Genomic DNA, 6,000 nt, shown 5'->3' with positions numbered 1-6,000 from the left:
ATCTCGGCGCGCACCTCGTCGCGGAGGCGCTCCCAGGTCTCGACCGGACCGGGCAGGCCGTTCTCGCGCACGGCGCGGACGCCCCGATCGAGCGCGGCCACTTCGTGCAGTCCTACGGCTCGCCCGAGGTCGACGCGTCGCTCCTCGTGCTGCCGATGGTCGGGTTCGTCCCCGCCGACGACCCGCGGATGCTGGGCACCGTCGCCGAGCTGGAGCGCGTGCTCCTGCAGGACGGCCTGCTGCACCGCTACCGGACCGAGTCCTCGGTCGACGGCCTCGCCGGCGGCGAGCACCCGTTCCTCGCCTGCTCCTTCTGGCTCGTCCGGCAGTACGCCGACTCCGGCCGGATCGACGACGCGCGGACCCTGATGGACCGGCTCGTCGGGCTCTGCAACGACGTGGGCCTCCTCTCGGAGGAGTACGACGTCGAGGGCCGCCGGCACGCGGGGAACACTCCCCAGGCCCTCTCCCACCTCGCCCTGGTGCAGGCGGCCGACGCGATCGCGGCAGCCCGATGAGGCGCCGCCGCGTCGTTCTCGCGAGCATCGGCGGAGTCCTCGGAGTCGCGGTCCTCGGCTTCCTCACCTGGAGCTCGATCGTCAGCGGCCCCGACGAGGACGCCCTCGCCCGCGTGCGCGCCGATCCGGCGATCGCGGTCGAGCGCACGGACGACGCGCTCGTGATGACGCCGACCTCGACCGGTGAGCTGGCCGGCACGGGCCTGGTCTTCATCCCCGGAGCGAAGGTCGACGCCTCCTCCTACGAGGCGACCCTGGCTCCGCTGGTCGAGGCCGGGGCGACCGTCGTGATCACGCGGCCGATCCTGCACCTGGCCTTCTTCGATCTCCGCTCGCTCGAGACCTTCACCAGCCAGGCCGAGGGCGTCGACCGCTGGCTCGTCGGCGGCCACTCCCTCGGCGGCGTGAAGGCCTGCCAGTGGGCCGAGGACCCGGCGGTGGCGGGCCTGGTGCTGCTCGGCAGCTACTGCGCGAACGACCTCTCGGGCTCCGGGCTCCCCGTCCTCAGTGTCAGCGGATCGGAGGACGGGCTCAGCACGCCGGAGAAGGTCGCCGACGCGAGCGTCCGGCTGCCCTCCTCCGCCGACCTCGTCGAGATCGACGGCGCCAACCACGCCGACTTCGGCTGGTACGGGCCGCAGGCGGGCGACGGCGAGGCGACCATCAGCCACGAGGAGGCGGACGCCCGCATCGCCGAGGCCCTCCTGGGCTTCAGCCGCGAGGTCGGCTGAGTCGCCCGCTCCCGCTTGACCTCGAGCGCACTCGAAGTCGTAGGTTGACGCCATGTCCACCGCCACCGCCGCCCCGGCCGAGCCGGAGGTGCTGTCGATCTCGCAGGTCGCCGCCGTCACCGGTCTCACCGTGCACACCCTGCGCTACTACGAGCGCGCCGGGCTCATGCTCGACCCGGTCGAGCGCGCCTCGTCGCAGCACCGCCGCTACCGGCCGGCCGACGTCGGCTGGGTCGACTTCCTCACCAAGCTCCGCGCGACCGGGATGCCGATCGCGAGGATCCGCGAGTACGCCCGGCTCCTACGGATCGGGCCCGCCACGGAGCCGGAGCGCCTCGCGCTGCTCCGGACGCACCGCGAGGAGGTCGAGGCGCAGCTCGCCCGGACACACGCCAGCCTCGCCGCGATCGACATCAAGATCGCGGCGTACCAGGAGAGGACCACCCACTGATGAAGACGATCACCCTCGGATCCGACGTCGCCGCTCTCGAGGTCTCGCGCCTCGGTCTCGGCGCGATGGGCATGTCGGCGTTCTACACCGGCGCCGGCACCGACGACGCGGAGTCGATCCGCACCGTGCACCGCGCCCTCGAGCTCGGCGTCACGTTCCTCGACACCGCCGAGATCTACGGCCCGTACACCAACGAGGAGCTGCTCGGCCGCGCGCTGGCAGGCCGCCGCGACGAGGTGGTGCTGGCGAGCAAGTTCGGCATGATCCGCCACCGCGGCGACGGGGGCCGCGGACTCGACGGCTCCCCGGAGAACCTGCGGCTCGCCGTCGAGGGCTCGCTCGCGCGCCTCGGCACCGACCGCATCGACCTCTACTACCAGCACCGCATGGACCCGGGCGTCCCGGTCGAGGAGACCGCCGGGGCCTTCGCGGAGCTGATCCAGGAGGGCAAGCTCCGCGGCTACGGCCTCTCGGAGGCGGCGCCCGCGACGATCCGGCGCGCTCACGCCGTGCACCCGGTCACCGCTGTGCAGTCCGAGTACTCGCTCTGGACCCGCGACCCCGAGGCGGAGGTGCTGCCGGTCCTCCGCGAGCTCGGCATCGGCTTCGTCCCGTACTCGCCGCTGGGCCGCGGCTTCCTCACGGGCAGCATCCGCTCGGTCGCCGAGCTGGGCAGCGACGACTTCCGCCGCGACAACCCCCGCTTCGCCGACGGAGCGCTGGAGGCGAACCTCCGCATCGTGGAGGCCGTCGACCGGGTGGCGGCAGAGGCGGACGCGACCGCCGCGCAGGTGGCGCTCGCCTGGCTTCTCGCCCAGGGCGAGGACATCGCTCCGATCCCGGGCACCAAGCGCGTCTCGCGCATCGAGGAGAACGCGGCCGCGGACGCCCTCGTGTTGACCGCGGAGCAGCTCGACGTCCTCGGCGCGCTCGAGGCCCCCGTCGGCGACCGCTACGCCGACATGAGCTCTGTGAACCGCTGACCGCCCTGCGGGACGCCGCTCGCCGCGCGCACCCCGGGCACGGCCGTGGGAGCGGCGTCCTCGCAGGAGTCAGTCCCGCGGCGGCAGCTCCCGCTTCGGGGTGTCCCGCTTCGGGGTGTCCCGCAGGTCGATGAGACCTGTGAACATCGCCCCCCGCTCGTTCGAGCGCTCGTCGCCCGAGAACAGGTTGTCCGGGGCGGAGGACCCGTGCCGGCGCGGGGTCACGGCGGGAGCGGGCTCCCGCTCGATCTCGACGCGCTGACGCGGCAGGGCGACGGGGTCGTTCTCGTGCAGCCACGAGACGAGCCGCTCGCGCACGTAGCAGCGCAGGTCGAAGAGCGTCGGCGCGTCCTTCGCGGTGACGAGCACCCGGATCCGGACGAAGCCGCCCGTCGCGTCGGTCACCTGCAGGACACTGGTGCGCCGGTCCCAGAGGTCCGTCTCCTCGAGCATGCGGTGCAGCTCGTCGCGCATCTGCTCGGGGCTCACCCGCCAGTCCAGGTCGAGCTCGACGGCGCCGAGCAGCTCGGACCCGGTGCGGGTCCAGTTCTGGAACGGCTGGGTCGTGAAGTAGTTCGTGGGCAGCACCAGGCGGCGGTCGTCCCAGAGGTGGACGACGACGTAGGTCAGCGTGATCTCCTCGATCCGCCCCCACTCGGTCTCGACGATCACCACGTCGTCCAGGCGGATGGCGTCGCTGAAGGCGAGCTGCATCCCGGCGAAGATGTTCGTGAGGCTCGACTGCGCGGCCAGGCCCGCCACGATCGAGAGCACGCCGGCCGAGGCCAGGAGGCTCGCACCGGCCGTGCGGGCCTCGGGGAAGGTCAGCAGCGAGGCGCCGATCGCGATGACCACGACGGCCGCCACGGCGACCCTCCGGATGATCGTCATCTGCGTGCGGAGGCGGCGTGCCCGGCGGTTGTCGGCCGTGTCGGTCCGGTAGCGCTCGGCGCCCAGGTCCTCGAGGAACACGAACAGGGATCCGATCACCCACGCCGCCGCGCCGATCGTGGCGATCTGGAACACCCGCTGCACGAGACCCGGCCAGGGGTCGCCCGACACGGTGGCGGCGAGCGCGGCCCAGACCGCGATGGTCATCAGCAGCACGCGGAACGGGATGCGCAGACGCCGGATCAGCAGGCGCGCCCAGGTCTTGCGCTTGCCGACCGAGCGCAGCACGAGGGCGACGACGGCGGTCGCGACCACGGCGATCACGACCGCGATCACCACGGCGAGCGCGATCGAGCCGATCACGGGGAGGACGTCTTCGGGCACATCGGTCCTTTCTGGAGGGGAAACGGAAGCGAACGGAGATCCTGCCACGCGAACGGGGGTCGGTCCGCATTCTGCGCCGGACACCGTGCGGATGCTCAGGCGCCTGTTAGCGTCGGCGGACGGAGACGTCGACCCGGCCTGGAGCACCGTCGCCCGGGCCTTCACGCGGACGGGCATCACCCTGAGCCTGACCGCCGCCGCCGCCGATCAGGCCCGGGCCTCGGACGCGCTCGACATCGGGATCGGCTCCACGAGCGTCGGCTTCCGCGGAGTCCTGCCGCCTTTCGACCCGTCGACCGCCGCACCCTCCAGCGAGTGAGCACGGGCCGGCGCTCCCCCTGCGGGCGCTCGGAGGAGGTCGGGAACGGACACGGACCGGGAACGACGAAGCCCCGCACCTCACGAGGAGGTGCGGGGCTGGTGGTGCACCCCCTCGGACTTGAACCGAGAACCCACTGATTAAGAGTCAGTTGCTCTGCCGATTGAGCTAGAGGTGCGTTCCGGCCGGCTGATCGTGCGTGCCGAACCGAGGGATCACACTACCAGCGTCTCCCCCCGTCTCGTCAAATCGAGTGCGACGGAAAGCCCGCGGCAGCGATCGGAGGCTCCGCGGGACCCACCGGTATCGTGGTCGCGTGACCCCGCAGAGCAGTGACCAGAGCTTCGACGACGACCTCCGACTCGCCCTCCGCCTGGCGGACGCGGCCGATGCGATCTCGCGGGAGCGGTTCGGCGCGCTCGACCTCGTCGTGGACACGAAGCTCGACCGCACCCCGGTCACCGACGCCGACCGCGCCGTCGAGAAGGCGATCCGCGCGCTGCTCGCCGCCGAGCGTCCGGACGACGCGATCCTCGGCGAGGAGTTCGGCACCTCGGGCGAGGCCTCGCGGCAGTGGATCCTCGACCCGATCGACGGCACCGCCCACTTCCTCCGCGGCGTCCCGATCTGGGCGACCCTGATCGCGCTCGCGGTCGACGGCGTCCCCGTCGTCGGAGTCGTCTCCGCTCCCGCTCTCGGCACGCGCTGGTGGGCGGCCGAGGGCTCCGGCGCCTGGGCCGTCGAGCTGGAGGCCGGGGCCGAGCCGCGACCGCTGCGCGTCTCGGGGATCGACACGCTCGCCTCGGCGACCTTCAGCTACAACAGCATCCAGCAGTGGGAGGGCGCGGGCCGTCTCCCGCAGCTGCTCGAGCTCGCCGGCGCCGTCTGGCGCGACCGGGCGTACGGGGACGCGTGGCCCTACATGCTCGTCGCCGAGGGCCTCCTCGACGGTGCGGGCGAGTTCGACGTGAAGCCCTACGACCTGGCGGCCCTGGTGCCGATCGTGCAGGAGGCGGGCGGCCGCTTCACCTCCGCCGACGGGGAGGACGGGCCGTGGCACGGCAGCGCCGTCGCCACCAACGGCCTGCTGCACGACGAGGTGCTCGCGATCGTGGCGCCGCGATGAGGAGCCGGACGGCCGCGCTCGCCTCGGCGGCGCTCCTCCTGCTCCTCTCGGGCTGCTCCTCCGTCGTCGGGCCGGACGGCCCGGAGGCCGTGCGTGACGAGGGCGGCACGGTGGCGACCGCCGGCGTCACCGACGTGTTCTCGCTGCGGCGCGGCGACTGCCTGGCCGACCCGGGCGACGACCGCATCGCCGACGTGGACGTCGTCCCGTGCGCCGAGGAGCACGCACTGGAGGTCTTCCACACGTTCGCGCAGCCCGGAGACCGCTACTCCAGCCGCAACACGCTGCTCGCCCAGGCCGAGGCGGGCTGCGAGCCGGAGTTCGGCGCCGTGATGGGGATCGCCTACGGCGACTCCGCCCTCGAGTACCGCTCGCTCGTCCCCTCCGAGGTCGGCTGGCGCCATGGAGACCGCACGATCGTCTGCGCGGTCCTCGATCCGGCCGACGACTCCACCACCGGCAGCCTCTTCGGCTCCGCTCGCTGACCACGGCTCCGATCGACCCCCGTTCGGCTCATTGACACGCGCTCCGGCGGAGCGCAGGGTGAAGGGACGAACGGCAGGCGCGAGGGGGCGCGGAGACCGGCGGCTCAGGAGT

General features: G+C 72.8%; 8 protein-coding genes and 1 tRNA gene. 7 read left to right on the top strand and 2 right to left on the bottom strand.

Going from position 1 to position 6,000, the window contains the following annotated elements:
• The 4 genes from C5D04_RS12820 to C5D04_RS12805 form a co-directional block, all read left to right on the top strand.
• The coding region (locus C5D04_RS12820) for a glycoside hydrolase family 15 protein (RefSeq protein WP_258066489.1) at positions 1-518 on the top strand (518 nt) is incomplete at its 5' end.
• Positions 515-1,249 (top strand): alpha/beta hydrolase, encoded by a 735-nt coding sequence (locus tag C5D04_RS12815; protein WP_104223550.1) that lies wholly within the window; start codon positions 515-517, stop codon positions 1,247-1,249. The genes C5D04_RS12820 and C5D04_RS12815, both read left to right, overlap by 4 nt.
• 52 nt (positions 1,250-1,301) lie before the next feature.
• A complete protein-coding gene (locus tag C5D04_RS12810) occupies positions 1,302-1,700 on the top strand; it encodes a MerR family transcriptional regulator (protein ID WP_104223551.1) in 399 nt (132 codons plus the stop codon).
• A complete protein-coding gene (locus C5D04_RS12805; protein ID WP_104226238.1) occupies positions 1,700-2,683 on the top strand; it encodes an aldo/keto reductase in 984 nt (327 codons plus the stop codon). The genes C5D04_RS12810 and C5D04_RS12805 overlap by 1 nt, the downstream gene beginning before the upstream one ends.
• Positions 2,684-2,752: 69 nt before the next feature.
• Here the strand turns inward: C5D04_RS12805 and C5D04_RS12800 are convergent, their stop codons facing one another.
• On the bottom strand, positions 2,753-3,958 hold the full coding sequence (locus C5D04_RS12800; RefSeq protein ID WP_258068910.1) for a mechanosensitive ion channel family protein: 1,206 nt from the start codon (positions 3,956-3,958) through the stop codon (positions 2,753-2,755).
• Between the two features lie 91 nt (positions 3,959-4,049).
• On the opposite strand from C5D04_RS12800, the gene C5D04_RS18295 reads away from it, so the two are divergent.
• Positions 4,050-4,277 (top strand): hypothetical protein, encoded by a 228-nt coding sequence (locus C5D04_RS18295; RefSeq protein ID WP_181074937.1) that lies wholly within the window; start codon positions 4,050-4,052, stop codon positions 4,275-4,277.
• 102 nt (positions 4,278-4,379) lie between these two features.
• Here the strand turns inward: C5D04_RS18295 and C5D04_RS12795 are convergent.
• Positions 4,380-4,455: transfer RNA gene (locus tag C5D04_RS12795), tRNA-Lys, on the bottom strand.
• A gap of 138 nt (positions 4,456-4,593) precedes the next feature.
• Here C5D04_RS12795 and C5D04_RS12790 point away from each other — a divergent pair.
• Positions 4,594-5,403: an inositol monophosphatase family protein gene (locus tag C5D04_RS12790; protein WP_104267050.1), complete on the top strand. Its 810-nt coding sequence runs from the start codon at positions 4,594-4,596 to the stop codon at positions 5,401-5,403.
• A complete protein-coding gene (locus tag C5D04_RS12785; RefSeq protein ID WP_104223555.1) occupies positions 5,400-5,888 on the top strand; it encodes a septum formation family protein in 489 nt (162 codons plus the stop codon). Before C5D04_RS12790 ends, C5D04_RS12785 begins: the two co-directional genes overlap by 4 nt.
• The last annotated feature ends 112 nt before the right edge of the window (positions 5,889-6,000 follow it).

It is taken from the genome of Rathayibacter sp. AY1D2, assembly GCF_002932695.1.
Classification (GTDB): Bacteria; Actinomycetota; Actinomycetes; order Actinomycetales; family Microbacteriaceae; genus Rathayibacter.
This window is presented reverse-complemented; position numbering and strand designations above follow the sequence as displayed.

What these genes read in the sequence shown, in the direction of transcription:
- C5D04_RS12805 (WP_104226238.1), top strand. Translation starts at nt 1,700, where the DNA reads ATGAAGACGATCACCCTCGGATCCGACGTCGCCGCTCTCGAGGTCTCG.
- C5D04_RS12815 (WP_104223550.1), top strand. Translation starts at nt 515, where the DNA reads ATGAGGCGCCGCCGCGTCGTTCTCGCGAGCATCGGCGGAGTCCTCGGA.
- C5D04_RS12785 (WP_104223555.1), top strand. Translation starts at nt 5,400, where the DNA reads ATGAGGAGCCGGACGGCCGCGCTCGCCTCGGCGGCGCTCCTCCTGCTC.
- C5D04_RS18295 (WP_181074937.1), top strand. Translation starts at nt 4,050, where the DNA reads ATGCTCAGGCGCCTGTTAGCGTCGGCGGACGGAGACGTCGACCCGGCC.
- C5D04_RS12810 (WP_104223551.1), top strand. Translation starts at nt 1,302, where the DNA reads ATGTCCACCGCCACCGCCGCCCCGGCCGAGCCGGAGGTGCTGTCGATC.